Origin of the sequence: Roseibium aggregatum, from assembly GCF_014692675.1 — a bacterium.
GTDB classification, from domain to species: Bacteria; Pseudomonadota; Alphaproteobacteria; order Rhizobiales; family Stappiaceae; genus Roseibium; species Roseibium aggregatum_C.
Genome location: NZ_JABFCZ010000013.1, coordinates 129,446 through 153,409, shown reverse-complemented (window position 1 = coordinate 153,409; position 23,964 = coordinate 129,446). Strand labels below are relative to the sequence as shown.

The following is a 23,964-nucleotide window of genomic DNA, read 5'->3' as shown; positions in this document are numbered from 1 at the left end:
TTCAAACGGGAAGAATTTGAACGCATACGGGATTGAGACAATTGCCATTGTCGAATGAAGACGTGAAAAAAATGCCGCCGGGCCTGGCCGCCCTGATGCGCCGGGCGGGGGACAAGGACCGGAAACCACCGCCGGTGGAACGCTGGAATCCGCCGTTTTGCGGCGATCTGGATATCCGGATCGCGGCCGATGGCAGCTGGTCCTACATGGGCAGCGTCATTCAACGCGAGGCGCTGGTCCGGCTGTTCGCCTCCGTTCTGCGCAAGGATGAGGATGGGCGTACCTATCTGGTCACGCCTGTGGAGAAGATCGGGATAACGGTCGAGGATGCACCGTTCGTCGGTGCCGAACTTTATGTGGACGGGGATGGGGAAAAGCGGAAGCTGACGCTCAGAACCAATGTCGGCGATGTGGTGGAGATCGACCGGGACCATCCTTTGAGGTTCGAAAAAGATCCGGTAAACGACGGCCTGAAGCCCTATGTTCTGGTCCGGGGCCGTCTTGAAGCTCTGCTGTCCCGCGCCCTTCTCTACGAACTTGCGGAGCTGTTCGAGGAGAGGCAGGTCGACGGCCGAACGGAACTGGGTGTCTGGAGCGGGGGACGTTTTTTTGCCATCGAGCCGGAAACGCGCTCAGATGGGGCATGATTGGTACGAGGCAAGTGATCCGCGCATGAATGACGTTCCATCCGCACTGGTAAAGTCCGGCATCGATGTTTTGAGCGATATCCGCAATACGCTTCGGCACAGTGCGGAAGGACCGGTCGTGCGCGATACCGGGGATCATATCCTCAACCCGGATCTTGGCCCTTATGCGCGCTGGGACGGTCCGCCCCGGGACGCCGCGGTTCTGATTCCGATCATCGAGCATGGCAGTGAGCCGACGGTGATCCTGACGGTCCGCACGGCGCACCTGTCGTCCCATGCCGGCCAGATCGCCTTTCCGGGCGGCAAGATCGACAAGGAGGACCACGGGCCGGCCGCCGCCGCCATTCGCGAGGCGGAAGAGGAAATCGGCCTGGAGCCGAAGGCTGTCCGGCTGATCGGGGAACTCGCCCCCTACCTGACCGGCTCCGGGTTCCGGGTGGTTCCGGTCGTGGCGGAAGTCTCCCCCGATCATCGGCTGGTCGCCAATCCGCACGAGGTCGACGATGTGTTTGAGGTTCCCCTGTCGTTCCTGATGGACCCGGCCAACCACTTGAGACAAAGCCGCAAATGGGAAGGCCGCGACCGCTATTTCTATGCCATGCCGTTCGGCGAGCGGTATATCTGGGGCGTGACGGCGGGAATCATCCGGTCGCTGTACGAGACGGTGTACCGCTGATGCTGCGTATCATTCTGGCCGATATCATCCTGTTCCTCCTGCCGTTCCTGGCGTACGGATTCTGGCTGTGGCTGAACAACAAGGCCCATGTCTCCGAACATTGGCGCAGGGGGCCGATGGCCTGGCTTGCGCTTGCGGGCATCGCACTGGTGGGCGTGAGCTTCATGATCCTGGCTTCGATCAAGCAGGCGCCGGACGGAGCGGAATACCGGCCGGCCCACATGGAAAACGGGGTCTACGTTCCGGGGCATTACGAATAGTGCGATGACACAGCTGTCCAATGCGCCCTGGCTGCAGACAAAAGCCATTCAGCGGGTGTTCGACGCGGTCGAACAGGATGGCGACCGGGCAATGGCCGTCGGGGGAGCGATCCGCAACACCCTGCTCGGTCTGCCTGTCGCCGACGTCGATATCGCAACCACGGCCCTGCCGGATGAGGTGGCTGCCCGGGGCCGCGAGAACGGCCTGAAAGTCGTGCCCACCGGCATCGATCACGGCACGGTCACCCTGATCAGCAAGGGCATGGCCTATGAGGTGACGACGCTCCGCAAGGACGTGGAAACCTTCGGCAGGCAGGCGCGGGTGGTCTTCGGCACCAGCTGGATCGATGACGCCCGCCGGCGGGATTTCACGCTCAACGCGATTTATGTCGACCGGCATGGCGAGATTTACGATCCGCTTGGCGGACTTGAGGACTGCCTTGCCCGGCGGGTGCGTTTCATCGGAGATCCGGGCGCGCGGATCCGGGAGGACTATCTGCGCATCCTGCGCTTCTTCCGCATTCACGCAGCCTACGGTCTCGGCGCGCCCGATCCGGCGAGCCTGAGTGCGTGCATCCGGGAGCGGGACGGCCTGCGGCATCTGTCGGCGGAGCGGATCGGCGTGGAAATGAAAAAGCTGGTCGGCGCGCCACTGGCAGCGGACTGCCTGGCTCTGATGGAAGACAGCGGGCTTCTGGAAATCACCACCGGCGGGATTTCCCGGATAGCCGATTTCAGGGCCTTGAGGAGCCTCGACGACGTGGCGCAGGAGACCCGGAGGCCCGAACTTGGCTTTGCGGTGCTTTCCGGCTTTGTCGACGAGGACCTGGACCGGATCGCGGACCGGTTCCGCCTGTCGAATGCGGAACGCAGGCGGATGCACGGCGCTCTGGCCGCGGCAACGGATATCAGCGCGGACAGCGGCGATCCGGCGGTCTACCGGTTGCTTTACCGTCATGGCCGGGAGAGCTTCATTGACGGCTTGCTCGCGGTTTGGGCGCAGGCGCGGGCGAACGGGAATTCAGAGCACCTTGAGCCGGTCTATCTGAAGGCGCTGGAACTGGGCCGTTCCCTTGAAATTCCGGCTTTCCCGCTCAAGGGCGCGGATCTGATGGCAGCGGGACTGCCGGCGGGACCCCGGATCGGCGAAACGCTGAAGCGGCTTGAAGACCAATGGCTCGACAGCCGGTTTTCCCTGAGCCGCAAAGAATTACTGGAGCGGATGTAAGAACTGCGACCCGAATGATGTTAACGTTCTGTTTTTGCTAATTCGTGCTGCTCGTTCAAATTATAGTTTTCTTTTAAAGTTGTCTGTTATCCCTGCGGCATCTGAGTGCTTGTAACCTTCAGGTGGCAGGATGAATGTCGCAATTGTATCCGACGGACCTTTGAAGACGGGCTCCAATGCCCGCAATATTCCGTTCTTCTATTCGTCCAGGCTCTTTTCAATGGATGAGGTTTCCTCCCGGAACCTGCAGGAAATGCATCTGCTCGTCATCGAGCTGGAAAACGCGTCGGGAGACCATGTGGAGAACCTGAAAACGGCGCTCGCCGGCGTGGAGGACCTGCCCAAACTCTGCATCGTTTCCAAGGCCAATCGCCGCGAGGTCGTACAGGCGGCCGCGCTCGGCAAGGTCGAGACAATCGAACGGGATGAGGAACTCACGACACTTGTCCGCAAGATGCGGCAAATGCTTAAGCCGAATTTCGAAGTGATGTTTCCCGAAACGACGCCGGACACGACCCGCGAAGCGTTTCTGCAAACGGCAGCCTGTCTCGATGAAATCGTGCTCGCGGCAGCATCGTCACGTCCGATGCCGGTGAGAACACTCGCCCGGACGCTGCATCATATTTATGCGGCACTGACCAAGGACGGGATTTCCGCGTGGCTGAGTGCGGTTCAGTGCCATCACAGCCACACCTATCGCCATTCCATGATGGTGGCCGGTCTGGCCGCAACCTTCGCACAGACCCTGGGCTGGTCGCACAAGGACCAGGAACTGGTGACCTTCGGCGGGTTGATGCACGATATCGGCAAGACCCGGATTCCGCTTTCGATCCTGGACAAGCCCGGCGAGCTCACGCCTGAAGAAACCGAACTGGTCCGCCAACATACGCTCTTCGGCCGGGAAATCCTGAAGAGCCGCCTGGAAATTCCTTTCGAGGTCAAGAAAATGGCCGTCCAGCATCATGAGCTTCTGGATGGCTCCGGCTATCCGCAAGGGCTCGCCGGCGATCAGATCGACACCATGGTTCGGGTGATGACGATCTGCGATGTTTTCACCGCCATGACCGAAACGCGCTCCTACAAGGATGCGATCCCGCCGCGCAATGCCTATGCGGCCCTCAGCACCATGAAGACCCAGCTCGATCAGGATCTGGTACGGGCCTTTCAGCCGGTCGTGCTTACCGTCGACCTGGGCGCCCTCAACCGGACGGTCGAGACCCTGTTCGACAAGAAGTCGGCGACCGGGACAACCGGCTAGAAGAAGATCCGAAAACCGAGGGTCAGGGCCATTTCACGACCGGTGGCATCGACGACAGGATCGATGCGACATTGCCGCCGGTCTTGAGGCCGAAGATCGTTCCACGGTCGTAGAGCAGATTGTATTCCACATAGCGCCCGCGCCGGATGAGCTGTTCTTCCCGTTCGGCCTCGCTCCAGGGTTTTTGGAAATTCCGCCGGACGAGCGCGGGATAGATCGTATCGAAGGCCTGGCCGACGTCTCTGGTAAAGGCGAAGTCGGCGTCCCAGTCGCCGCTGTGCAGATAATCATAGAAAATCCCGCCGATCCCGCGCGGCTCGTTGCGGTGCTTGAGGAAGAAATACTCGTCGCACCAGTCCTTGTAGGCCTTGTAGTCGGCGACCGAGTGGGCATCGCAGGCCTGCTTCATGGCATCGTGGAAGGCGATGGTGTCCGGATCTTCCTGGGTGCGGCGGGCATCCAGCACCGGGGTCAGGTCCGCGCCGCCGCCGAACCACTGGCGGGTGGTGACCACCATGCGTGTGTTCATGTGAACGGCCGGAACATGCGGGTTCTGGGGATGGGCGATCAGGCTGATGCCGGAGGCCCAGAAGCGGGGATCCTCGCTGGCGCCGGGGATCTGGCCGCGAAACTCGGGTGAGAACTCGCCGTAAACGGTGGAAATGTGAACGCCGACCTTTTCAAAGACGCGGCCGTGCATCAGCGACATGACGCCGCCGCCGCCCTTTTCGCCGCTTGAGTCTGTGCGTTCCCAGGGGGTGCGCTCGAAACGGCCTGCCGGTCGGTCGGACAGCGGACCCTTCAGGTCGCCGATTTCATCTTCCAGAGCCTCGAAGCTGGCGCAGATGCGGTCCCGCAGTTCGGCGAACCAGTGGGATGCGACTTCCTTTTTGGTCTCGATGTCGGCCGGAACCGGACCACCGCGGTTTTCTGGGGAAGGGGCCGTCATCTTGCATTTCCTCTTGTTCGCACAGACTGGGGTACGGATCGGGCTTTTAGGCGCTTAAGGCGGGTTTGGCCAGCAGGGTCTGTTATGCGGAATCGGGGCTCAGGCGGGAAAGCTGTCCGTTTGACGCAGGGCCTCGCCGAGCACGATGCCGGCGGAAACCGCCACATTGATGGAGCGCATGCCTTCCACCATCGGGATCGTCAGCCTTTCATCCGCAAGAGCGTGCACTGCGTCCGGCACACCGGCGGATTCCCGGCCCATCAGCAAGATATCGGTATCGCGGAATGTGCAGCCGGTATAAGGTTTTTCCGATTTTGTGGTCAGCAGAATCAGACGCCTGTCGGTCCCACGGCGCCAGTCCTCAAAGGCGTCGAAGGTGATGTGGCGTTGAAGCGCCGCACGCTCCAGGTAATCCATGCCCGCCCGCTTCAGGGCACTGTCGGACAAGGGAAAACCGGCAGGTTCAATCAGATGAACACGGACACCCAAACAGGCGGCCAGACGTAAAATCGTACCAGTGTTTTGCGGGATATCGGGCTGGAAAAGGGCAATGTCCGGCATGATATGGTCATTCAGTTTGATCAGAATGCCATGCTGGATATCACCGCGGTCCGGCCTTGTCATCGGGCAGGGATTTTCGCGGCGGAGAAACAAGTGACACCAATTTTCAGACTGTTCGAATCCTGGCTCGATCCGTTTCGTCCAATACCGGACGCACCGTTACCCAAAGGCGGCCTTGCCTTTCTGCTTCATTTCGTCCGGCAGGCCAAATGGCCGTTGTTCCTGACGCTGATTTTCGGCGGCCTGTCCGCGGGCATCGAAGCCTCGGTCTATGCGTTCATCGGCGCCATTGTCGACATGATGCAGACCGGCGACCGGTCGACCTTCTTCCAGATTCACGGTCGCGTGCTTCTGGGAATGCTGTTCGTGGTGCTGGTGGCCCGAGCCTTCGTCGCCATCATGAATTCCCTGCTTGAAGAACAGGTGATCGTTCCAAGCTTTTTCAACCTGGTTCGCTGGCAGGCCCATCAGCAGGTCATGAACCAGAGCCTTGGCTATTTTCACGACGAACTGTCAGGCCGGCTTTCCCAGAAGGTCTGGCAGGCCGGGCAGGCGGCAGGGGATTTCATGGTCTCCCTGCTGCAGGTCGCCTGGTACATTGTCGTTTATGCGCTCACGACCATCTTCCTGATTGCCGACCTCGACTGGAGGCTCGGGGCGATCGTCGTCGTCTGGCTTGGCGTTTTCGTCGTGGCGGCGCGCCATTTCGTTCCCAGGGTGCGGCAGGAGGCGAAGAAGGTGGCTCATGCCGGATCCGGGGTTACCGGGCGGCTTGTGGACACCTACACCAACATCCAGACGGTCAAGCTATTCGGATCGCGGCCGGAGGAAAACAGGGGCGCGCTCGCGGCCTTCGGTCATTTTCTTCATCAGCTCAAGCGGTTCACCCGGGTTCTGACCACGATCCGCATGGTCATGAACATCCTCAACGGTATCATGATTTCTCTCGTGGCGGCGCTGGCGCTCACTCTCTGGCAGCAGAACGTTATCTCGACCGGGGACGTGGCCTTTACCCTGGGCCTCGTGTTGCGCATGCATTTTCTGCTGAACCGCCTGTTCGGACAGCTCAACGGCCTGTTCCGAAATATGGGCACGATCCAGGACAGCGCCGAAACGATCGTGAAGCCGGTGGCCGTCCGTGACAGGCCGGATGCTGCGGATCTGGTCATCACCAGGGGGCGGATCGCATTCGAGGGGGTGAAATTCCACTATGGCAAGGCCGGTGGCGTGATCGACCATCTGGATCTCACCATCGAGCCGGGCGAGCGGGTCGGTCTGGTCGGCCCGTCCGGAGCCGGGAAAACCACCATGGCGAGCCTGCTGCTCAGATTTTACGATCCCGAAGCCGGACGGATCACCATCGACGGCACCGATATCGCCGCCGTGACCCAGCAATCCCTGCGGCAGAACATCGGCATGGTGACCCAGGACACCTCCCTCCTGCACCGGTCCATCAGCGAGAACATCCGGTACGGCCGCCCGTCTGCGAGCGACGAAGAGGTTCGTCAGGCCGCGCGGAGGGCCCATGCGCTGGACTTCATCGAAACGCTCGAGGACCGCCAGGGGCGGCGCGGCTTCGATGCCCTTGTCGGCGAACGGGGCGTCAAGTTGTCCGGCGGGCAACGGCAAAGGGTCGCGATTGCCAGGGTCCTTCTGAAGAACGCGCCGGTTCTGGTCCTCGACGAGGCGACGTCCGCGCTCGATTCCGAGGTCGAGGCGGCGATCCAGGCGAACCTTCGGGAGCTGATGTCCGGCAAGACCGTGATCGCGATCGCCCACCGCCTGTCGACCATTGCCGAGATGGACCGGCTGGTCGTGATGGACGGGGGCGCGATCGTCCAGCAGGGAAGCCATGACGTGCTGCTGCGCGACCGGGACGGCCTCTATGCCCAGCTCTGGCAGCGCCAGTCGGGAGGATTTCTCTCCGAAGAGAGGGGGGCCGCCCCTTCCGCCTCCCTTGCCGGGGCCGGTTCGGCATAAGAAGATCGCACCGGACAGGGGGTCACGAATGACCGCGCGGTTTTACCGCAGTCCCGGGGTCCGTTTGCGAAACGGTGCCGTCAGCCGTCAAAGGAGTTTCGAACAAGCAGAATGAGCGGGCTTGAAGGACTTTCGGTCGAATTTTACGTTACGTAATTATGCGATATTTTATTCGTCGACCGGTTTTCTTTCATCCTGCTTTTTACAATCGGGAGCGGAGGCGTTCGCAACTGCCGAATCCCAAGTGTAGCAATATTTTTACTTAATCACTTTTAGAGTCTCAGCCGGTTTTAAGAGTGGGGCGTTTCCATCCGCGTTCCCCTAACCTGACAGGATTCGCCGTGACGTTATCAATTCCCGGCCGTTTCATTGCAATGGTCGTTACCGCTGCCGCCATCATGATGGGCGGAACCGGCTTTGCGTTCTACACCTTCCGTCAGGCGCTGATCGGGGAAATCGGAACCGCCGACTCCGCGTCGGCGTTTATCTCCGGAAATGTCGCGGGCAAGGTCGATAGCCTCATCGTCGACCAGATGATCACCATCGCACTGGTGTGCATGCCGGTCGGGATTGCCTTTCTGGGCCTGGCTTTCTTTCTCGCCCTGGGCGTGGCGCGGCCGCTCAAGCGGTTGCAGAACGGACTGGACCGGCTGTCGGACGGCGATCTGGAGATTGAAATCGACGGAACCGAGCGCAGGGACGAGATCGGTGCGATTGCCCGGTCCATTATCGGATTCCGCCAGAAACTCGCCGAGCGCACGTCCGAGGAAGCACGGCGGCAGGCCGCTCGTCAGGAGCAATTGAGCGAAGAGCGCCGAACCCTGATGCAGGACATTGCGGATGATTTCGAGCACTCGGTCATCGCCGCGGTGCAGGCCCTGTCCCGGGCGGCTGAAACGGTCGGCCGCAATTCGCAGCAGCTGCAAGGGACCGTGGGCTCTTCACTCGAAGCGGTGAACGGGGTCGGAGACGCCTGCAATTCGGCGAATACCTCCGTCGGGTCGCTGACGTCTTCGGCGACACGGTTGTCCCAGTCGATCGCCAACATCAGCCGGGACGTGGATAGCGCATCCGACATTGCAGACAATGCGGTCAGGGAAGCGCGCAAGACGGACGAGATCGTCGGCCGGCTTTCGGAAACCGGACGGGCAATCGGCGAGATCGTCGAACTGATCAGCCAGATCGCAAGCCAGACGAACCTTTTGGCCCTGAATGCGACCATCGAGGCCGCACGGGCAGGCGAGGCCGGCAAAGGCTTTGCGGTGGTTGCCAACGAGGTGAAGGCCCTGGCGGAACAGACCACCCGTGCAACGGAAGATATTTCCAGCCAGGTCGCCGCGGTTCAGGACGTTGCCGAACAGTCCGAAGCGGCCATGCGGACGATTGCTTCGACCATCGACCGGATCAGCGATCTGTCCCGCACGATCCGCGAAGCGGTGGAAGAGCAGGAAGCGGTCACGCAGGAGATCGAACGGAACGCCGATATCGCGATGTCCAGCTCCGAGCGGGTCGGGTCGAATATCGGGATCCTGTCTTCGGCAATGGATGCAAGCAGCTCGGCCACCACCGAGATGCAGGCAGCCACGAGCGATCTGACCGGGATTTCGCAGGGTCTTGAAAAACAGGTGGCGCAATTCCTGCAGAATATCCGCGTCGCTTAGGGTCATGACCCTAAGACCGTTGCGGAACCGGTTACCGTGCCGATTGTGGCCGTTCGGCCACAACCCCTTCTGAAGACGCCCGGCCCCGCTATCCGGGGGTTCCATGACTGGCGGAAACAGGGTATCGGATAAGCCTGCGGCTCAGGCAGAGCTGCTCCGCATCTTTATTTTTCGGCCATGACCGCAACGGTCACAAGGACAGGAGGGCGTAAATGACAATTTGCATGATGTCTATCGAACATGCCCATGTGTCCGGCCCATGGGGATGTCCGCGCCATTGAGGCGACCCGGCACTTTTTCCCTTTAACTTCCTGACCCCGGCTACAAGCCACCCGTTTCATCCCTTTCGGTGTGCTGCATGCTTCCCGGCATGTTCTGCGGGCGTCGTATTTTCTGATTTCTTGCGGAGACGACGTGATGTCTGCCCGTTACCCACTGAGGCCGATACGGCCTGAAATTCAACTGCCCCTGCTCGTTCGCAGGCGGGCAAACCGGCTGCGCAACGGTGCACGCGTGCTGCGCGTCGCGCTGTTCTTTTTCCTCGTCAGCTTCGTGCTGGCATCGGCCCTGTTCACACCGGTTTTTCTTGTCGAGGCCAACCGGCTGGATGCGGCAGCCGGCGGTCATGTGACGGATATGAGCCGGTTCGCGGGTCATCTTGAGGGGCTGTTCCTCGGAGCGCTTGTGCTGGCCGCTGTCCTTGTCGGCCTTTCGGCAGGGGTGCTTCTCGTGCGCGGCGCCTGCCGGGCCACATGCCGGATTGCGGCAAACGATTTTCCCCGTGTGCCTTCGAGATGCTTCCTGAAGGGCGGATTTCCGGAGGTGCATGGTGTTTGAGCGGTTTGAAAACCTGATCGATCCCTTCGAGAGGACCGGGCTCGACGTGCCGCCGAAGGGGTTTATCGCCTTTTGCTGGTACTACACGAAGCCTGCCTGGAAGATCCTTGCCGGCGTGGCCGCGCTCGGTGCTTTGGTCGCGGTTATCGAAGTAACGATCTTCACCTTTCTGGGCGACCTGGTGAACTGGCTGGAAAAGGGCGACAGGGAAACCTTCCTTGCCGACAACTGGCCGGCCCTGGCCGGTATGGCCGCGGTCCTCCTCGTTCTGCGGCCGCTCTTGGAAACTGCGTGGCAGCTCCTGTTCCACCAGGGGCTCATGGGCACCTATCCCATGTCCATCCGCTGGCGGGTGCACCGTTACCTGCTGCGCCAGAGCATCTCCTTCTACCAGAACGACTTTGCCGGGCGGATCGCCAACAAGCTGATGCAGACCGCGCTGGGCGTGCGCGAGGTGGTGACCCGGATTGCCGATATCCTGGTTTACGTGGCCGTCTATTTCACCGCCGCGGTATTTGTCGTCGCCAGCGCCAACCTCTGGTTCGTCGTGCCGTTCCTCACCTGGCTTGCGGCCTATCTGGCGGTGATCCGGGTGTTCATCCCGAAGCTCAGGGACGTGTCGAAGGAACAGGCGGATGCCCGTTCGCTGATGACCGGCCATGTGGTGGATGCCTACACCAATATTTCGACGGTGAAGCTGTTTTCCCACGCGGACCGGGAAGAGGCCTATGCCAGATCGTCGATGACGGCGTTCCTGACCACGGTGTTCGGGCAGATGCGTCTCGTCACGCTCCTGAATATCGCGCTGACGAGCATCAACATGCTGCTCCTGTTTGCCACCGGCACGCTTTCCATCGTGCTGTGGCAGACGGGAACCGTGTCGACCGGGGACATCGCGATCGCCGTGGCGCTGGTCCTGCGCCTTCAGGGCATGTCTCACTGGATCCTGTGGGAGCTCGCCGGCCTGTTTGAAAACGTCGGGACCGTCCAGGACGGAATTTCGACGATTTCGCGGGAGCGTGACGTGCGCGACGCGGTGGATGCGACGGACCTTGCCGTTCCGCGCGGCGAAATCCGTTTTGAAAACATCCGCTTTCACTACGGCAAGGAAGCCGGTGTGATCGAGGGTCTCGATCTCACGATCCGGCCGGGCGAGAAGATCGGCCTGATCGGACGGTCGGGCGCGGGCAAATCCACGCTGGTCAACCTGCTCCTGCGTTTCTACGACCTTGAAGGCGGCAGGATCCTGATCGACGGTCAGGATATCGCCGGCGTGCGCCAGGACGCGCTGCGGGAGAATGTCGGCGTGGTCACGCAGGATACCTCGCTGCTGCACCGCTCGATTTTCGAAAACGTGGCCTACGGCCGTCCGGAGGCGAGCCGGGAGGCGGTGAAAACCGCGCTCGAAAAGGCCCATGCGCTCGAATTCGTGCCCGGACTGAGCGACCAGGCGGGACGCACCGGCCTCGATGCCCATGTGGGCGAGCGGGGCGTGAAACTCTCCGGAGGCCAGCGCCAGCGGATCGCAATCGCGCGGGTTCTTCTGAAGAATGCGCCGATCCTTATTCTCGACGAGGCGACATCGGCTCTGGACTCGGAAGTCGAGGTGGCCATTCAGGAGAGCCTGTTCGATCTGATGGAAGGCAAGACGGTGATCGCGATCGCGCACCGCTTGTCGACCATCGCGGCCATGGACCGGCTGATCGTCATGGATCGCGGCAGAATCATCGAGGAAGGCACCCATGAGAGCCTTTTGGAGAAGAAGGGTCTCTATGCGCAGCTCTGGTCGCACCAGTCCGGCGGGTTCCTGGCGCCGGTCCAGGCAGCGGAATAGCGGCTATTGTCGGGCAGCGCGGAGTTGCTTGATTCTGCTGCCGATATCCGGTTTTTTACATAGCCGTCTTGCACTGCTTCCGTAATTTGGGGCAGAAAAGGGGCGCGGACTGTCTTTTTCTCGCGACATTCTCCGAATGACACGTTTGTCGATCTGGACAAGCGGCTTCAAGGGTGCAAAAAGACAACCGCTTTGACAGGTGCGGAGAGATCCGCGCCTTGTCTCCGTTGAGACCCGCTTTGATCCGCTTTGCTTCCTGTGCCAGCAGAAAGCCCGCGGGCCGAAGGCGGGCTTTCGGTACAGGTTGAACAGGTTTCGAGAGGACGCGACCTTGGCACATACGGATACGGCGGAACCGACCCGCCGCGATTTCCTCTATATTGCGACCGGCGCAATGGGCGCGGTGGGTGCAGGAGCGTTGGCATGGCCGTTCATCGACCAGATGAACCCGGATGCCTCCGCACTGGCTCTGGCTTCCATTGAAGTCGATGTCTCTGCCATGGAGGAAGGGCAGTCGATCACAGTCAAATGGCGCGGTAAGCCGGTCTTCATCCGCTATCGCACCGCCAAAGAGATCGAGGAGGCAACGGCCGTTCCTCTCTCGGAATTGCGCGATCCGCTGGCGCGCAATCTGAACCTTCCGGACAACGCCGAAGCGACAGATGAGAACCGTGCAGCCAAAGGCAAGGAGCCCTGGCTGATCATGGTCGGCATCTGTACGCACCTCGGCTGTGTGCCTCTCGGCCAACAAGGCGATTACGACGGCTGGTTCTGTCCCTGCCATGGCTCGCACTACGATACCGCCGGCCGCATCCGCAAAGGACCTGCGCCCGAGAATTTGCTCGTTCCGCCGTACGATTTCGTTTCCGACGCGAAAATCAAGATCGGTTAACGGCAGGAATTTGGGGAGACAGCCATGGCTGGACATTCTAACTACGTACCGCAGAGCGCTGCTGCCAAGTGGCTCGAAAGCCGCCTGCCGGTCATTTCGCTCGTTCGCGGCTCATTCGTGGACTTTCCGACACCGAAGAACCTGAATTACTGGTGGACCTTCGGCGGGATCCTGTTCTTCGTGCTGATCGCACAGATCCTCACCGGCGTCGTGCTGGTCATGCACTACACGGCGAACACGACAATGGCCTTCGACAGCGTCGAGCACATCATGCGCGACGTGAACTTCGGCTGGATGCTGCGCTATCTGCACTCAAACGGCGCATCGATGTTCTTCATCGCCGTCTACATCCATATTTTCCGCGGCATGTACTACGGCTCCTACAAGGCGCCGCGCGAGATTTCGTGGATCCTCGGCGTGATCATCTTCCTGATCATGATGGGCACCGCCTTCATGGGCTACGTGTTGCCCTGGGGCCAGATGTCCTTCTGGGGCGCAACCGTGATCACCAACCTGTTCTCGGCCATTCCGATCGTGGGCGAAGCAATCCGGACCTGGCTGTGGGGCGGTTTCGCCGTCGACAATCCGACGCTGAACCGTTTCTTCTCGCTGCACTACCTGCTGCCGTTCATGATCTTCGGTGTCGTGATCCTGCACGTGTGGGCGTTCCACACCACCGGCAACAACAACCCGAGCGGCGTTCAGCCGAAGTCGAAGCAGGATACGGTTCCGTTCCATCCGTACTACACGGTCAAGGACCTGTTCGCGATCATCGTGTTCATGATCCTGTTCGCCTGGTTCGCCTTCTATGTGCCGAACTACATGGGCCATCCGGACAACTACATCGAAGCCAATCCGCTGGTGACACCGTCTCACATCGTGCCTGAATGGTACTTCCTGCCGTTCTACGCGATCCTGCGGGCCATTCCGGACAAGCTCGGCGGCGTTGCCGCCATGTTCGGCGCGATTGCCATCCTGTTCGTGCTGCCCTGGCTCGATACCTCCAAGGTCCGTTCCGGTACCTACCGTCCGCTGTTCAAGCAGTTCTTCTGGATCTTCGCTGCGAACTGCGTTGCGCTCGGTTATCTCGGGGCAATGCCTCCGGAAGGCTGGTATGTGATCTTCTCGCGGATCTTCACGGCCTATTACTTCGCGCACTTCCTGATCATTCTTCCGCTGCTCGGATTCCTGGAAAAGCCACGGCCGCTTCCAGCCTCGATATCGGAAGCGGTTTTGAAGGGTGGTTCCGGAACCCCGGCCGGTGCGACCTCCGCGCCGAGCACCAAGTGACGTCGAACCGATCAGGAGTTATTGGAAAAATGAGCACCATGATCAAAATGGTTCGTGCATTCGCCGCGGTCGCAGTCGTTGCGACCGCAACTCCGGCGCTTGCCGCCGGCGAACCGCCGCACATCGAGCGCCAGCAATGGTCGTTCGCCGGACCTTTCGGCACCTATGACCGGGGTCAGCTTCAGCGCGGCTTCAAGATCTACAGGGAAGTCTGTTCCTCCTGTCACGGCCTGCGCCTGGTTGCTTTCCGCAACCTGGCCGAAGAGGGCGGACCAAGCTTCACGGAAGAGCAGGCGAAAGCCATTGCTGCCGACTATACCGTCGAGGATGGCCCCAACGACGATGGCGACATGTACGAACGTCCGGCGACACTCGCCGACCGTTTTCCGTCGCCGTTCCCGAACGAACAGGCCGCCCGGGCGTCCAACGGCGGTGCGTATCCGCCCGACTTCTCCCTTCTGGCCAAGGCTCGTGCCGCACACCGCGGGTTCCCGTGGTTCATCTTCGATGCCTTCACCCAATATCAGGAACAGGGGCCGGACTACATCTACGCGCTGCTGACCGGTTTTGAGGAAGAAGCGCCCGAAGGTGTGACCATTCCGGAAGGCAAGTACTACAACCACGCATTCCTCGCCGGTAACGCCATCGGTATGGCGCCGCCGTTGAGCGACGAACTGGTTGAGTATACGGACGGCACGCCGATGACGGTCGACCAGTATGCCCGCGATATTTCCGCCTTCATGATGTGGGCCGCCGAGCCGCATCTGGAAGCACGCAAGAAGACCGGCTTCCGGGTCATGATCTTCCTGATCGTCTTCGCCGGGCTGCTCTACTTCACCAAGAAGTCGCTCTGGCGCAACGTCGAGCACTAAGCGTCAGCGCCGCTCGACAAATGAAATCAGGCCGCCGGATCCTTCGGCGGCCTTTTTCATGGCCCGGGTTTGACATCATGTCATTTGCGGGGCCTATAGGTTTCCAGAAGATCGATTGAGGGACTCCATGGTAAAATCAGTTCTCGGTGTCGTGGGCGGATCAGGGATTTACGACCTGCCTGGACTGGAAAACTCCGAATGGGTGGGCGTTGAAAGCCCCTGGGGAACACCATCGGACAAGGTGCGCATCGGTTACATCGACGGGCTCAAGGTCGTTTTCCTGCCCAGGCACGGACAGGGCCACGCCCTTTCGCCGACGGGCATCAACTACCGCGCAAACATCGACGTCCTCAAACGCTGCGGCGTGACCGATCTGGTCTCGGTTTCGGCCTGTGGCTCCCTGAAGGAGGAACTGGCGCCCGGTACCTTCGTGCTCGTCGACCAGTTCATCGACCGGACCTTTGCCCGGGAAAAGAGCTTCTTCGGCAACGGCTGCGTGGCGCATGTTTCCATGGCCTATCCGGTCAGCCCGAAACTGGTCGACTCCGTCGAAAAGGCCGCGCGCGCCGAGGATCTGCTCTACCGGCGCGGGGGCACTTATCTGGCCATGGAGGGCCCGCAGTTTTCCTCTCTGGCGGAAAGCCACCTCTATCGTTCCTGGGGCTGCGATGTCATCGGCATGACCAATATGCCGGAAGCCAAGCTCGCCCGCGAGGCGGAGATCTGCTACGCCACCGTCGCCATGATCACCGATTACGACAGCTGGCATCCCGATCACGGCGAGGTCGACATCCAGACCATCATCAAGGTGCTGCACGAAAACGCGTCGAACGCCCAGCGGCTGGTCGCGCGGATCGCAAAGGACCTGCCGCGCGAGCACGAGGCCTGTCCGGTTGGATCCGACACGGCCCTGGAATTTGCCATCATGACCGCTCCGGAGGCACGCGACCCGGAACTGGTCGCAAAGCTGGACGCGGTCGCCGGTCGCGTACTGAACCGCTGATCAATTAAAGCGGCCGCCGTGCATCCACATGCCGCCGAAGCCGCCGAAGATGCCGCCGAAGATCAACATCAGGATGCCGAGAATGGCCCAGACCACGATCATGGCCGGAATGGAGGCAAGGGCGATCTTGATGATGATCATTACAAGGCGACCGAAGGGAATGTCGATGTCGACCAGCACCGTCTTGTTTTGTTCGTCCATATCGGTATCTCCTCCTTTAAACAGGTATTAGAGCGTAAGGCGCAGCGTCCGCCTGACCTCCTCTTCCCCGATCCAGAGACCTTACAGAGACAAATCCATGAATGAAAAGACTGCGCGGGATGAATTGATCGAATCGATCCGCACGATCCCGGACTATCCGAAGGAGGGAATCCTCTTCCGCGATATCACCACGCTCCTGGGCAATGCGAAGGCATTCCGCCGGGCAGTGGATGCCCTGGTCCAGCCCTGGGCCGGGTCCAAGGTCGACCAGATTGCCGGGATCGAGGCGCGCGGCTTTATCCTGGGCGGCGCCGTGGCGCATCAGCTTTCCGCCGGGTTCGTGCCGATCCGCAAGAAGGGCAAGCTTCCCCATGAAACGGTCAGCGTCGCCTATTCCCTGGAATACGGCCTCGACGAAATGGAAATGCACAAGGACGCCATCACTCCCGGCGACAAGGTAATCCTGGTGGACGACCTGATCGCAACCGGCGGAACCGCGGAAGCGGCCTGCAAGCTGCTGCAGTCCATGGGCGCGGAAATCGTGGCGGCCTGTTTCATCATCGATCTGCCGGATATCGGCGGCAGGCAGAAGATCGAGGCTCTTGGCGTTCCGGTCCGGACACTGGTCGAATTTTCGGGACACTGACGGGTGATGCGGCGGACTTCATCCAGAGGGCAACAGATGCCGCCCGTATTCGATGACCGCTTCGAACATGCCTTTGAGACGCTGCTCCACTGGCGCCGGGATGTGCGGCGGTTCCGGGAAGAACCGCTTGCTGCCGGACTGCTGGACAAGCTTCTCGACCTCGCCGATCTGGCGCCTTCGGTGGGAAACAGCCAGCCCTGGCGCGTCGTTCTGGTGGAAGACGCGGCCCGGCGCGACAAGATCGTTGCCGGGTTCGAGGCCGAAAACCGCGCCGCACTTGAAACTTACGAGACCGACAAGGCGGCTCTCTATGCACGGCTGAAGCTTGCCGGGCTTAGGGAGGCACCGGTACATCTGGCCGTGTTCTGCGATTGTGAAACCGCTCAGGGACACGGGCTCGGGCGCCGTACCATGCCGGAAACCCTGCAATATTCCGTGGTCGGCATGATCCAGACCCTGTGGCTTGCCGCACGTATCCACGGGGTGGGGATCGGCTGGGTCTCCATTGTTGACCCGGTCGCCGTACACGATACGTTAGACGTCCCGGCAGACTGGCAGCTGGTCGCCTACCTTTGCGTCGGCTACCCGCAGGAAGAGCATATAGATCCGGAACTCGAGCGCGAAGGCTGGCAGGGGCGAACCCCGCTCTCGACCCGGATTTTCAGGCGATAAGGACCCAGGGATGAGTGTCACGATCCGGCCGATAGAAGAAGATGACCGGGAGGCCGTCCGCAAGCTGCTGACGGACCGTTGGGCGGGGCCTGAGATCCTGCTCGACGACGAGATGGTCGATGCGTCGAAGCTGCCGGGTTTTGTCGCCTTGTCCGAAGGGGAGCTTGTCGGTCTGGTGACATTGATCAAGCGGCCGGACGAGTGGGAAATCCTGACCCTGGATTCGCTGAGCCGCTGGGGCGGGACCGGAACGCTTCTGCTCAATGCCGTGATCGAGCAAGCCCGGGAGAATGGATTGAAGCGGCTGTTCGTCCGGACCTCCAACGACAATCTGGACGCGTTCCGCTTCTATCAGCGCCGCGGGTTCCGCCTGGAGCGGATCGTTCAGGGCGTGATCGACAAGGAGCGGGAACTGAAGCCGGATCTTCCCTTGCGCGGCGACTACGGTATCGAGATCCACGACGAGGTGCTGCTCGCCCGCACGCTATAAATTCTAGGCGGACTTTGCCGGCTTCCGTTCGACGAAGACAGCGCTCCTGAAGAAAAAGACCGGTTCGCCGTTCTGGTTGAAGCCGTGGTTTTCCGAACGCACGATGCCCCAGCGCGGCCGGCTTCTGCTTTCGATCTTTTCGCTGATCACCCGCTTGTAGGTGATGGTGTCGCCGGCATAGACGGGCCGAAGCCACTTGAGATCCTCAAATCCGGGCGAAGGCCCGCCGGCGGCAATTGGCTCGCCCCGCTGCAGGGCGGCTTCCTTCTGGGCCTTGTTCGTGTCGACGCTCAGCCTCATGAAGACCGCCGCCGTATGCCAGCCGGAGGCGCAGAGCCGGCCGAACTGGCTCTTCGCCGCGGCCTCCTCGCTGAGGTGAAACGGCTGCGGATCGTATTTCGAAGCAAAGGCAATGATTTCGTCTGCGTGAAAGGTGTGGCTGCCCAGGACAAGTTCCTCGCCGACGGCAATATCCTCGAAATAGGCGGTCATCGGTTTTCCGCTCCCGGTACTGCCGCCGCCCGCCGGCCGAAGAAGATCGGTCCGATCTGGCGCATGACGTCCGCCCGGGACTGATTGCGGACGCTGATCTCGAAATTGACGACGCCAATGTCGGGTCGTGATCTCAGGTCCCTTGTGCCGATGACCGTGGCCGTCGCACTCAATGTGTCGCCCGGAAAGACCGGCTTGAGCCAGGACAGCTTGTCGATGCTGTTGCTGCCCTGGCTGGACGTCCGGCTCAGGAGCCCGTCCGCAAGCAGCTTCATGACGAGGGCGCCCGTATGCCACCCTGAGGCAGACAGTCCGCCCAGCAGGGAGGCTTTTCCGGCCTCGTCGTCGAGGTGAAAGGGTTGTGGATCGAACTCGGACGCGAATTCGATGATTTCTTCCCGGGTGACTGTTTTTGAGCCAAGATCGAAAACCTGGCCGGGCTTGAAATCTTCAAAAAATATTTCCGTCTGCATGCGCGCAGACTATGACAGCGCGGTTTTTCTTGCGACCCCTTTTTATTCAAAGTTCAGCGGAAATTTTTTATAGTATTCTTATAGTTATCCCGAATTTACAGAGATAGGTTCCGAAAATATCCGGAGCGAGAAGTCAGATTTGGCGCTTTCTCCAAAAGCTCCCGTCCAAAATTTGCGTTGCGCCGCACAATCGTTATAATGGCCGCCAACAGCCTACATCTTTTTCAAATCGTGAGAGTTTTCTCGCGGTGATCCCGTTTGTCTTAATGAGAATGGAGAAGTTCTGTCGTGACCGTTGTAAAGCCGTTGGAATCTGCCGAGGCAATCTCTGATATCGCATTTGCCTTCATGGGCTCCAAGGCTCTGTTTTCCGCCCTGCATGTGGGGCTTTTTTCCGCCCTGTCCGAAAAGACCATGAGTGCCGAAGAGGTTGCGGCTGCGACCGATCTGGACGTTGATCGCGCGACGACACTGCTGACCGCGCTGACATCTCTCGGGCTGGTGCGAAAGACCGATGACGGTTTCGCGAATTCTCCTGCTGCCGAGGCCTTTCTGGTCAAGGGGCGCAAGTATGATTTCGGCGATTACCTGCGTTTCCAGATCGACCGTCAGATGTACCCGTTCCTGACCCAGCTGAACGATGCCCTGACCGGTTCGCTGGAAGAGGACAAGGTGGCGTCCTACGCGGAGTGGTTCTCCGACCCGGAGGAGGCGCGCCTCTATTCGGAATCGCAGCATGCGGGATCGCTCGGCCCGGGACGCAGCCTGGCGAAGATGGTCGATCTGTCTTCCGCCCGCACACTTCTGGACGTCGGCGGCGGCACAGGCGCCTTTTCGATTTCGCTGTGCAAGTCCTATCCGGAGCTGACGTCGACGGTGTTGGACTTCCCGAATGTGGCCAAGGTCGGCGAGGAGTTCATTGCCAAGGAAGGCCTGAGCGATCGCATCACCTATCAGCCGGGCAATGCGCTGACCGACCCGTGGCCGGCAGCCGCCGATGCGGTGCTGATGTCCTATCTCTTTTCCGGAGTTCCGGGCAAGACGATCCCCGGTCTGGTGCGCAAGGCGATGGAAACGCTGACGCCGGGCGGCCGTTTCATGGTCCATGACTTCATGGTGGACGAAAGCCGGGAAGGACCGAAACTTGCCGCGCTCTGGCAGCTGCAGCATACGGCTTTCAATCCGGAAGCGCGGTCGATCACCAGCGATTACGTGGCCGAGCTGATGACCGCGGCGGGTTTCGTCGATATCGAAGTCACGGTGATGATTCCCGGCATGACCATGCTGGTTCACGGCCGCAAGCCGGAGTAATCCGGTCTGCCGGCGTCCCGGCGACACGGATTGATAGGCCCGCCGGAGTCTGAGACTTCCGGCGGGTTTTTCCGTATCCGGAGCGGATCGTAGCCGGGGGCATGACAATTGGTCGCTTTCCCCTGTTCATGCAATAAGATAAGGGATGTTCCGGGATTGCCATTTGAATCGGACGGGCACTAGGGTACGGACCCATAAAATTCTATTTTCAGGCGCCAATCCGGCAAAGGAGAGTGAGGAAAAGCCTGCAGAACCATGCGTGTGCATGGTGCAAAGGCTTTGACGCGGCTGTCCGCGGCCGGATTGGCGTCCTTCGGATCGACCAGGAAATAGCCGCATCCTGCGTTGCAAAATCTTGAAAACCTACCGGGTTTCCTGCAATTTTGCGTCTTGGATACAGCCATTTCCTGATCGACCTGAATACAGAATTTTATGGGTCCGCACCCTAGGGTCTGACCTCAAGTCGCCGCTTCCGCAGTTCAGAGAGCCACTACATGTTCAGCCGCTTCTTCAGCCCGGGCCGCCGGGATTTTTCGTCACTCTCGGAGCAGGAAATCCTGGCGCTTGCCATTTCGTCCGAGGAGGACGATGCCCGGATCTACAAGGCTTATGCCGACGGGCTGCGCGATCAGTTTCCCCAGTCGGCGAAGGTTTTCGACGACATGGCGGCGGAGGAGAACGAACACCGCCGGCGTCTGATCGAGGTGCACCGGTCGCGGTTCGGCGAAACCATTCCGCTGATCCGGCGCGAACATGTGCGCGGCTACTATGAGCGCAAGCCCGACTGGCTGGTCCGTCCGCTCGGACTGGAAAAGGTGCGCGCCATGGCCGAAGAGATGGAATCGCAAGCCTACCGGTTCTATCTGGCGGCCTCCAAACGCGCCACGGACGCCGGTACGCGCAAGCTCCTGGGCGATCTGGCCCTCGCCGAAAAGGGACACGAAAACCTTGCGCAGCGCCTGGGCGTCAAGCACACGCCGGAGGCGGTCCAGGAGGAGGAGCGGCAGACCGAGCGCCGCCAGTTCATCCTGACCTATGTCCAGCCCGGACTTGCCGGACTGATGGACGGTTCGGTTTCCACCCTGGCGCCGATCTTCGCTGCCGCCTTCGCCACCCAGGACACCTGGCAGACGTTCCTGGTCGGCCTGTCCGCCTCCGTCGGGGCGGGCATATCGATGGGCTTTACCGAGGCGGCGCACGATGACGGTGTGCTGTCCGGGCGCGGCTCGCCGGTCAAACGCGGGCTGGCCTCGGGTATCATGACCGCCATCGGCGGGCTGGGGCATGCATTGCCTTACCTCATTCCCAAATTCTGGACGGCAACCAGCGTCGCCGCGGTCGTGGTTTTCCTGGAGCTGTGGGCGATTGCCTGGATCCAGAACCGCTACATGGATACGCCGTTCCTGCGGGCCGCCTTCCAGGTGGTGCTGGGAGGATCGCTGGTCTTTGCCGCGGGCATTCTCATCGGCAATGCCTGAGGCGTCTCCCGATCGGCCCTGATTGCGCTGCGTCAAACCGGATTTCGTCAGCTTCGGTATAATTCCCGAGGTTTGATCGCGTTCAGTTTGGGGAGGATCCCATGTTCCGCGGATTGGTTTTTGGACTTGCGCTTGTTTCCGGCGCCGTCGGCATGTCCGGTTCGGCAGCGGCATTCGACTTCAGTTTTCAGTGGGGGAATATCCCCAAATGCACGACCGGCCATCCGGGGCGTGTGCCAAATCCGGTTTTCAAACTGCGCCAGGTTCCCAAGGGAACCGCGACGATCCGGTTCGACATGAAGGACCTTGCCGTGCCGACCTATCCCCACGGGGGCGGGACGGTAAAATATTCCGGCAAGAACACGATCGGCGCCGGGGCCTTCAAATACAACAGCCCGTGCCCGCCGGGCGGGCGGCATACCTACCAGTGGACTGCCGTTGCGAAAGACAAGAGCGGCAAGAAACTGGCAACCGCGACCGCGCAGCGCAAATATCCCTGACGATTTCCGTGAATTGGAAAAGGCCGGCATTTGCCGGGTTCATACTGCATACAAAGCCCCACTCTCCCCATAGTCACCCCGGTCAAGCGACAGCGCGAACCGGGGCCGGGGAGGCAGAAGCCTAACGAATTCAGCAGGATTGAGGCGACAAAGACCTAGGCTCTCCGGTCCCGGATCTCCGCTTGCGCTGCGTCCGGGATGACGAAATCGAGTTCTATCATTTACCTCTGGCCGGCATAGCCGGCCTATCGTTTTGCGGCGCGGACTGACCTCAGTCGTAAGAGATCTCGTTGTCGTCGAGATAGACGTTGCTGGTTTCGCAGATGTCGATCGAAATCGGCTCGTCCATGACCTCGTTGCCGTCGTCGCCGAGCCAGCCGATCTGGATGAGCTGTTCGCACTCGCCTGAGTCCGAGCTGAATTCCGCGCGGGCGGACTCGCCGGGCCCGAGCTCTTCCGACAGCCAGTTTTCGCTCCAGCCGTCGCCCTCGTTGGTATAGAAGCCGGTGGCTATATGGTTCTCGGTCTTGTTGTAGATCTGGAAATAGCCCTGCTGGCCGGTTCCGGCCGCATAGGCGGCGCCGGCAGCCAGTGCCAGCATGGCGGCTGCCGCTGTAAATCTGATCAATTTCACTTCGATTTCCCCCGTATCATGACGATACGGGAGATATATGGACACAAATGCTGCGGACTGGCTACGGCAAAATGCGGGTGTCGGATCCCTCAGGATCCGTCCTCCGGCAGGCCGTTCTGCTTCGCAATGAAGTCGGCGATCATGGGCACGTATTTCTCGCCCTGGCCGGAGGCTTCCATGGCGGCGAAAGCGTTCTTCACCACCGCCTGGACGGAATTCACCGCGCCTACGCTGTTTGCCATGTTGGCGAGATAGCGCATGTCCTTGTGGGCGTTGATGATGGTGAACTTGTGGGCGTTCTCGTCGCGGTCGACGGACCATTTCATGAAGGTGTCGTAGAATCCGTTGGCCATGCGGCCCTGGCCGAGCACCGAATGAACCTGCGCGATCGACAGGCCGGATTTGCGCGCGATCGCAAGCGCCTCCGAATAAAGCGCCGCATAGCCCATGCTGATGAAATTGTTGATCAGTTTCATCTTGTGGCCGAGCCCGACCTCACCGAGATGAACGATGACGCCGGCCCAGCATTCCAGGATCGGTTCGATCCGGTTGAAGGTCTCCGGGTCCGCGCCGACCATGGTGTCGAGCGTGCCGGCTTCGGCTTCCTTGGGCGTGCGCGACAAGGGCGCATCGGCGAAGTCCATGCCGGCGGCCTTCAGGTCCGCGGCGATCTGCAGGGTGGAGACCGGGTCGGAGGTGGAGCAGTCGATGACGGTGAGCCCCTTCTTGCCCGAGGCGAGAATGCCGTTCTTGCCGCGGACGACTTCCTCAACCTGCGGGCTGGCGGAGACGCAGAGATGGATGATGTCGCATTTTTCGGCCATCTCCTTCGGGGTTTTGACTTCGCTCGCGCCGCGTTTCAGGAGGTCCTCCACCGGTTCCCGGTTGCGGTGACCCATGACGACGAGCGGATAGCCCTTTTCGACGATGTTCTTTGCCATGCCGTGGCCCATGAGGCCGACGCCGATAAAGCCGATGACCGGTTTGTCCATGTCGATTTCTCCCGTCTGGAATTGTCTGTCTTTTTTGCTGTACGCCCGGCTGATCGAGGCGGGGTTTTCTGCCCGCTGCCTGAGGTGCGTTCATCACATTGAAAGAACAGCAAGTGACGGGGTGCGC

26 protein-coding genes are annotated in these 23,964 nt (G+C 60.7%); 19 read left to right on the top strand and 7 right to left on the bottom strand.

All coding sequences use genetic code 11. From position 1 onward, the window contains the following. Positions 1-71: 71 nt before the first annotated feature. The 5 genes from HK439_RS13350 (at position 72) to HK439_RS13330 (ending at position 4,069) form a co-directional block, all read left to right on the top strand. Positions 72-647, top strand: a complete 576-nt coding sequence (locus HK439_RS13350; protein WP_190292024.1) for a DUF1285 domain-containing protein — start codon at positions 72-74, stop codon at positions 645-647. Further along, positions 637-1,323: a CoA pyrophosphatase gene (locus HK439_RS13345; protein WP_235987862.1), complete on the top strand. Its 687-nt coding sequence runs from the start codon at positions 637-639 to the stop codon at positions 1,321-1,323. Before HK439_RS13350 ends, HK439_RS13345 begins: the two co-directional genes overlap by 11 nt. After that, a complete protein-coding gene (locus tag HK439_RS13340; protein WP_190291997.1) occupies positions 1,323-1,583 on the top strand; it encodes a DUF6111 family protein in 261 nt (86 codons plus the stop codon). The genes HK439_RS13345 and HK439_RS13340 overlap by 1 nt, the downstream gene beginning before the upstream one ends. Positions 1,584-1,587: 4 nt before the next feature. Continuing rightward, a complete protein-coding gene (locus HK439_RS13335) occupies positions 1,588-2,811 on the top strand; it encodes a CCA tRNA nucleotidyltransferase (protein WP_190291996.1) in 1,224 nt (407 codons plus the stop codon). 130 nt (positions 2,812-2,941) lie between these two features. Then, positions 2,942-4,069: an HD-GYP domain-containing protein gene (locus tag HK439_RS13330; RefSeq protein ID WP_190291995.1), complete on the top strand. Its 1,128-nt coding sequence runs from the start codon at positions 2,942-2,944 to the stop codon at positions 4,067-4,069. 22 nt (positions 4,070-4,091) lie between these two features. Here HK439_RS13330 and hemF read toward each other — a convergent pair whose 3' ends face one another. Together hemF and HK439_RS13320 are read right to left on the bottom strand one after the other, a co-directional pair. After that, a complete protein-coding gene (gene hemF, locus HK439_RS13325; protein WP_190291994.1) occupies positions 4,092-5,018 on the bottom strand; it encodes an oxygen-dependent coproporphyrinogen oxidase in 927 nt (308 codons plus the stop codon). A gap of 99 nt (positions 5,019-5,117) precedes the next feature. Beyond that, entirely contained in the window at positions 5,118-5,579 is a 462-nt protein-coding gene (locus HK439_RS13320; protein WP_190292022.1) for a tRNA (cytidine(34)-2'-O)-methyltransferase, read from the bottom strand. Positions 5,580-5,672: 93 nt separating this feature from the next. Between HK439_RS13320 and HK439_RS13315 the strand changes: the two genes are divergently transcribed. The 8 genes from HK439_RS13315 to HK439_RS13280 all read left to right on the top strand — a co-directional run bounded on the left by HK439_RS13315 (position 5,673) and on the right by HK439_RS13280 (position 15,948). After that, positions 5,673-7,559 (top strand): ABC transporter ATP-binding protein, encoded by a 1,887-nt coding sequence (locus HK439_RS13315; protein WP_328804158.1) that lies wholly within the window; start codon positions 5,673-5,675, stop codon positions 7,557-7,559. Positions 7,560-7,900: 341 nt separating this feature from the next. Continuing rightward, positions 7,901-9,220, top strand: a complete 1,320-nt coding sequence (locus HK439_RS13310; RefSeq protein WP_209011786.1) for a methyl-accepting chemotaxis protein — start codon at positions 7,901-7,903, stop codon at positions 9,218-9,220. Positions 9,221-9,637: 417 nt separating this feature from the next. Beyond that, positions 9,638-10,057 carry a hypothetical protein gene (locus HK439_RS13305; protein ID WP_190291993.1) on the top strand — a complete coding sequence of 140 codons (420 nt, stop codon included), beginning with the start codon at positions 9,638-9,640 and terminating at the stop codon, positions 10,055-10,057. Beyond that, entirely contained in the window at positions 10,050-11,891 is a 1,842-nt protein-coding gene (locus HK439_RS13300) for an ABC transporter ATP-binding protein (protein WP_190291992.1), read from the top strand. Before HK439_RS13305 ends, HK439_RS13300 begins: the two co-directional genes overlap by 8 nt. Positions 11,892-12,222: 331 nt before the next feature. Continuing rightward, positions 12,223-12,783, top strand: a complete 561-nt coding sequence (gene petA / locus HK439_RS13295) for a ubiquinol-cytochrome c reductase iron-sulfur subunit (RefSeq protein WP_190291991.1) — start codon at positions 12,223-12,225, stop codon at positions 12,781-12,783. A gap of 24 nt (positions 12,784-12,807) precedes the next feature. Beyond that, positions 12,808-14,073, top strand: a complete 1,266-nt coding sequence (locus HK439_RS13290) for a cytochrome b (protein ID WP_190291990.1) — start codon at positions 12,808-12,810, stop codon at positions 14,071-14,073. Between the two features lie 29 nt (positions 14,074-14,102). Beyond that, on the top strand, positions 14,103-14,945 hold the full coding sequence (locus HK439_RS13285) for a cytochrome c1 (RefSeq protein ID WP_190291989.1): 843 nt from the start codon (positions 14,103-14,105) through the stop codon (positions 14,943-14,945). Positions 14,946-15,072: 127 nt separating this feature from the next. Next, on the top strand, positions 15,073-15,948 hold the full coding sequence (locus HK439_RS13280) for an S-methyl-5'-thioadenosine phosphorylase (protein WP_190291988.1): 876 nt from the start codon (positions 15,073-15,075) through the stop codon (positions 15,946-15,948). Here HK439_RS13280 and HK439_RS13275 read toward each other — a convergent pair whose 3' ends face one another. Then, complete coding sequence (locus HK439_RS13275; RefSeq protein ID WP_190291987.1) at positions 15,949-16,149, bottom strand: hypothetical protein; 201 nt, start codon at positions 16,147-16,149, stop codon at positions 15,949-15,951. 97 nt (positions 16,150-16,246) lie between these two features. Here HK439_RS13275 and HK439_RS13270 point away from each other — a divergent pair, with 97 nt between their 5' ends. Genes HK439_RS13270 through HK439_RS13260 form a run of 3 tightly spaced genes read left to right on the top strand, consistent with a single transcriptional unit; the run spans position 16,247 to position 17,957 of the window. After that, positions 16,247-16,795, top strand: a complete 549-nt coding sequence (locus HK439_RS13270) for an adenine phosphoribosyltransferase (RefSeq protein WP_190291986.1) — start codon at positions 16,247-16,249, stop codon at positions 16,793-16,795. A gap of 6 nt (positions 16,796-16,801) precedes the next feature. Then, positions 16,802-17,467 carry a 5,6-dimethylbenzimidazole synthase gene (gene bluB, locus HK439_RS13265; RefSeq protein WP_209011784.1) on the top strand — a complete coding sequence of 222 codons (666 nt, stop codon included), beginning with the start codon at positions 16,802-16,804 and terminating at the stop codon, positions 17,465-17,467. A 10-nt stretch (positions 17,468-17,477) separates the two neighbouring features. Next, a complete protein-coding gene (locus tag HK439_RS13260) occupies positions 17,478-17,957 on the top strand; it encodes a GNAT family N-acetyltransferase (RefSeq protein WP_190291984.1) in 480 nt (159 codons plus the stop codon). Between the two features lie 3 nt (positions 17,958-17,960). On the opposite strand, the gene HK439_RS13255 is transcribed toward HK439_RS13260, so the two are convergent. Together HK439_RS13255 and HK439_RS13250 are read right to left on the bottom strand one after the other, a co-directional pair. Further along, positions 17,961-18,449: a MaoC family dehydratase gene (locus HK439_RS13255; RefSeq protein WP_190291983.1), complete on the bottom strand. Its 489-nt coding sequence runs from the start codon at positions 18,447-18,449 to the stop codon at positions 17,961-17,963. Beyond that, entirely contained in the window at positions 18,446-18,922 is a 477-nt protein-coding gene (locus HK439_RS13250) for a MaoC family dehydratase (protein WP_190291982.1), read from the bottom strand. Before HK439_RS13250 ends, HK439_RS13255 begins: the two co-directional genes overlap by 4 nt. Positions 18,923-19,210: 288 nt before the next feature. On the opposite strand from HK439_RS13250, the gene HK439_RS13245 reads away from it, so the two are divergent. From HK439_RS13245 to HK439_RS13235, 3 genes are all read left to right on the top strand, one after another. Beyond that, positions 19,211-20,233, top strand: coding sequence for a methyltransferase (locus HK439_RS13245; RefSeq protein ID WP_190291981.1), 1,023 nt, complete (start codon positions 19,211-19,213; stop codon positions 20,231-20,233). A 494-nt stretch (positions 20,234-20,727) separates the two neighbouring features. Continuing rightward, positions 20,728-21,711 (top strand): iron exporter MbfA, encoded by a 984-nt coding sequence (mbfA, locus tag HK439_RS13240; protein WP_190291980.1) that lies wholly within the window; start codon positions 20,728-20,730, stop codon positions 21,709-21,711. Positions 21,712-21,812: 101 nt separating this feature from the next. Beyond that, on the top strand, positions 21,813-22,211 hold the full coding sequence (locus HK439_RS13235) for a phospholipid-binding protein (protein WP_235987860.1): 399 nt from the start codon (positions 21,813-21,815) through the stop codon (positions 22,209-22,211). A gap of 271 nt (positions 22,212-22,482) precedes the next feature. On the opposite strand, the gene HK439_RS13230 is transcribed toward HK439_RS13235, so the two are convergent. Together HK439_RS13230 and HK439_RS13225 are read right to left on the bottom strand one after the other, a co-directional pair. Further along, complete coding sequence (locus HK439_RS13230; protein WP_328804156.1) at positions 22,483-22,845, bottom strand: hypothetical protein; 363 nt, start codon at positions 22,843-22,845, stop codon at positions 22,483-22,485. Between the two features lie 89 nt (positions 22,846-22,934). Continuing rightward, positions 22,935-23,891 (bottom strand): NAD(P)-dependent oxidoreductase, encoded by a 957-nt coding sequence (locus HK439_RS13225; RefSeq protein WP_328804159.1) that lies wholly within the window; start codon positions 23,889-23,891, stop codon positions 22,935-22,937. Positions 23,892-23,964 lie beyond the last annotated feature (73 nt).

What these genes read in the sequence shown, in the direction of transcription:
- HK439_RS13350 (WP_190292024.1), top strand. Translation starts at nt 72, where the DNA reads ATGCCGCCGGGCCTGGCCGCCCTGATGCGCCGGGCGGGGGACAAGGAC.
- HK439_RS13345 (WP_235987862.1), top strand. Translation starts at nt 637, where the DNA reads ATGGGGCATGATTGGTACGAGGCAAGTGATCCGCGCATGAATGACGTT.
- HK439_RS13340 (WP_190291997.1), top strand. Translation starts at nt 1,323, where the DNA reads ATGCTGCGTATCATTCTGGCCGATATCATCCTGTTCCTCCTGCCGTTC.
- HK439_RS13335 (WP_190291996.1), top strand. Translation starts at nt 1,588, where the DNA reads ATGACACAGCTGTCCAATGCGCCCTGGCTGCAGACAAAAGCCATTCAG.
- HK439_RS13330 (WP_190291995.1), top strand. Translation starts at nt 2,942, where the DNA reads ATGAATGTCGCAATTGTATCCGACGGACCTTTGAAGACGGGCTCCAAT.
- hemF (WP_190291994.1), bottom strand. Translation starts at nt 5,018, where the DNA reads ATGACGGCCCCTTCCCCAGAAAACCGCGGTGGTCCGGTTCCGGCCGAC.
- HK439_RS13320 (WP_190292022.1), bottom strand. Translation starts at nt 5,579, where the DNA reads ATGCCGGACATTGCCCTTTTCCAGCCCGATATCCCGCAAAACACTGGT.
- HK439_RS13305 (WP_190291993.1), top strand. Translation starts at nt 9,638, where the DNA reads ATGTCTGCCCGTTACCCACTGAGGCCGATACGGCCTGAAATTCAACTG.
- HK439_RS13290 (WP_190291990.1), top strand. Translation starts at nt 12,808, where the DNA reads ATGGCTGGACATTCTAACTACGTACCGCAGAGCGCTGCTGCCAAGTGG.
- HK439_RS13285 (WP_190291989.1), top strand. Translation starts at nt 14,103, where the DNA reads ATGAGCACCATGATCAAAATGGTTCGTGCATTCGCCGCGGTCGCAGTC.
- HK439_RS13280 (WP_190291988.1), top strand. Translation starts at nt 15,073, where the DNA reads ATGGTAAAATCAGTTCTCGGTGTCGTGGGCGGATCAGGGATTTACGAC.
- HK439_RS13275 (WP_190291987.1), bottom strand. Translation starts at nt 16,149, where the DNA reads ATGGACGAACAAAACAAGACGGTGCTGGTCGACATCGACATTCCCTTC.
- HK439_RS13270 (WP_190291986.1), top strand. Translation starts at nt 16,247, where the DNA reads ATGAATGAAAAGACTGCGCGGGATGAATTGATCGAATCGATCCGCACG.
- bluB (WP_209011784.1), top strand. Translation starts at nt 16,802, where the DNA reads ATGCGGCGGACTTCATCCAGAGGGCAACAGATGCCGCCCGTATTCGAT.
- HK439_RS13260 (WP_190291984.1), top strand. Translation starts at nt 17,478, where the DNA reads ATGAGTGTCACGATCCGGCCGATAGAAGAAGATGACCGGGAGGCCGTC.
- HK439_RS13255 (WP_190291983.1), bottom strand. Translation starts at nt 18,449, where the DNA reads ATGACCGCCTATTTCGAGGATATTGCCGTCGGCGAGGAACTTGTCCTG.
- HK439_RS13250 (WP_190291982.1), bottom strand. Translation starts at nt 18,922, where the DNA reads ATGCAGACGGAAATATTTTTTGAAGATTTCAAGCCCGGCCAGGTTTTC.
- mbfA (WP_190291980.1), top strand. Translation starts at nt 20,728, where the DNA reads ATGTTCAGCCGCTTCTTCAGCCCGGGCCGCCGGGATTTTTCGTCACTC.
- HK439_RS13235 (WP_235987860.1), top strand. Translation starts at nt 21,813, where the DNA reads ATGTTCCGCGGATTGGTTTTTGGACTTGCGCTTGTTTCCGGCGCCGTC.